The sequence below is a fragment of the Enterococcus sp. 3G1_DIV0629 genome, from assembly GCF_002141285.1.
Taxonomy (GTDB): Bacteria; Bacillota; Bacilli; order Lactobacillales; family Enterococcaceae; genus Enterococcus_B; species Enterococcus_B lactis.
Genome location: NZ_NGLI01000004.1, coordinates 48,725 through 50,931, shown reverse-complemented (window position 1 = coordinate 50,931; position 2,207 = coordinate 48,725). Strand labels below are relative to the sequence as shown.

The 2,207-nt window shown below is 25.7% G+C and carries 3 protein-coding genes; 2 read left to right on the top strand and 1 reads right to left on the bottom strand.

Going from position 1 to position 2,207, the window contains the following annotated elements; all coding sequences use genetic code 11:
• Positions 1-569 precede the first annotated feature (569 nt).
• Positions 570-800, bottom strand: coding sequence for a cytochrome b5 domain-containing protein (locus tag A5816_RS14450; protein ID WP_010733228.1), 231 nt, complete (start codon positions 798-800; stop codon positions 570-572).
• Between the two features lie 620 nt (positions 801-1,420).
• Here A5816_RS14450 and A5816_RS14445 point away from each other — a divergent pair.
• Entirely contained in the window at positions 1,421-1,615 is a 195-nt protein-coding gene (locus tag A5816_RS14445) for a hypothetical protein (RefSeq protein ID WP_086311591.1), read from the top strand.
• A gap of 29 nt (positions 1,616-1,644) precedes the next feature.
• Positions 1,645-1,827, top strand: coding sequence for a hypothetical protein (locus A5816_RS14440; RefSeq protein ID WP_086311590.1), 183 nt, complete (start codon positions 1,645-1,647; stop codon positions 1,825-1,827).
• The last annotated feature ends 380 nt before the right edge of the window (positions 1,828-2,207 follow it).

The following is a 2,207-nucleotide window of genomic DNA, read 5'->3' as shown; positions in this document are numbered from 1 at the left end:
GTATTAGGCCCCACCAACTTTAGTTACCTTTTTATAGTTTTTGTGTATGCCAATATAATTTGGTAAAATTGAGAGAAAAAGAAACAGTCTATAGTTATTAGATTCTTCTTTTTCTCTTGATATTATTTAACTTCAAAAAAATGATTGGATATCAATATATATCTTCAACAATTAATACGTATAAGAAAGCTGATCTATTATTAATAGGTTAGTTTTTTTATTTGAAAAGCTTTAAAAAGTAGTATTAATTTACTTTTTGTAAAAGTATAGTGAAGAAAAAAACTAGGAAAAATAAAGTGAAAATTACTTATCATAGGGATTATTAAAAAATCATCTCATAAAAACGACAATACCTCAAAAAGATAATCTAAGAAAATTTTTTGAGGTATTACATGATTAACTATTCATTTTTAGTTAGGAATCGTATCTTATTTTACCGTTTAATATAGAAAAAATTAGAACTCAACATAATTTTAAGGTATAAGTTGAAATATATATAAGTAATGTTGATTTTCTTTCTTTTAACATTGGAAGAACTGGCGCAATATAAAATTCAACTCGATTACCTTCTAAGAAATATAATTTCCAACAATTTTTAAGCTATCTAAAACTTTTTTTCTATGAGGAGCAGATTTTATTTCCTCTGAATAATCTCTTCCTGGTATATACCCGTGATGATTATTAATCCAATGAGAATTGTCAGTAACATCATAAACGATTCCATCAACAGCAATATACTTTTTGGGACTGTGAATTCCATCATATTGCGCTAGTGTTTCTTTAGTAAAATTTTTTAACATAATTTATCGCTCCTTCATTATTTATCTTACACATCTAATAGTAATTAAAATGACTAATTTGGGTATTTTTTTGTACTAAATATAACAACTTCAAATAATTGATATTAATAAAATTTATCATATACATTTAGCTATCCAAACTTAAGCGTAATATTTTTATTGCTGAAGAGTATGTTTAAAATATAAAGGATCTAACGATAGGAATATAGTTTATAACCTTTTTGTATATCTATTATAAGAAAACTAAATATTCAAATACTTGAATTAGAAACAATTTATGGGTAGGATACCTACTGTCTCTTATACACATCTAGATGTGTATAAGAGACAGGTATGTATATACCGATAAATTAATATGTGTGTATTTTTGGGTAATTTGACAGTTTTTTATATTTTTAAATGATTTAGTATATATTTAGAAATTTACTGAAAGAATGAGTGTGATTTTTTCAGTATTTTTTATACACTAACTTGGGAATGTTTTTTCGTTCTACTAGCTCTGTATTTCGATTTAAAATAAACGTTATTTCCTTTTGTTATAATTGAGTAGGATTCTTTGACGTTTAATTTTATTTTTTTTATCTTATAGTTAGAATTTTTTGGAAAGCAGGTGCACGAAAATGTACTATGTTGAAGTAAAAACAAAAGGTGTCAAAAATAAACAATATGTCAAGTCAGTTCATAACGATTTCCCTATTTTAGGATCATGGGAAGAAGCAGAACCCTTTTCTCAAGAGTGTGCTTTAAAAGTAAAAAAGAAATTAGAGATAGAACTTACTTGTGGAAAAGCAACTGTAAGTATTATTGAAAAATAGATACAAAATATAGGAGTTGTGATTTAGTTATGAAAAAAAATTCTTGTACTGCTAAAATTGTTAAATTAGAAAAAGAGAATGCTATTTTATTAACCGAAGAAAATAAAAAAGTTAGTATTCCATATGATTATTTTGAGGTTTATCCTGTAGTAGGTGAAACTGTTAAGTTATATCAAGATAACGAAAATATTTTAGTAGCACCAAAGTTATAAATACTCGTGCTTTAAAATGTCGATACTTACAGTACTTGAGTAAAAAATGATATTAAGAACATATCACTAACTAGTCTTCTCTTATACACATCTAGATGTGTATAAGAGACAGTACTTACAGTACTTGAGTAAAAAATGATATTAAGAACATATCACTAACTAGTCTTATTAAACATATAAGACTAGTATGTACATGTCTCTTATACACATCTAGATGTGTATAAGAGACAGTACAGTACTTGAGTAAAAAATGATATTAAGAACATATCACTAACTAGTCTTATTAAACATATAAGACTAGTATGTACCTGTCTCTTATACACATCTAGATGTGTATAAGAGACAGGATATATGGTATTTTAACTAATCTACGGGAACTA

Excerpts from the sequence above, each read along its gene's own strand:
- A5816_RS14450 (WP_010733228.1), bottom strand. The coding sequence starts at position 800 with ATGTTAAAAAATTTTACTAAAGAAACACTAGCGCAATATGATGGAATT.
- A5816_RS14445 (WP_086311591.1), top strand. The coding sequence starts at position 1,421 with ATGTACTATGTTGAAGTAAAAACAAAAGGTGTCAAAAATAAACAATAT.
- A5816_RS14440 (WP_086311590.1), top strand. The coding sequence starts at position 1,645 with ATGAAAAAAAATTCTTGTACTGCTAAAATTGTTAAATTAGAAAAAGAG.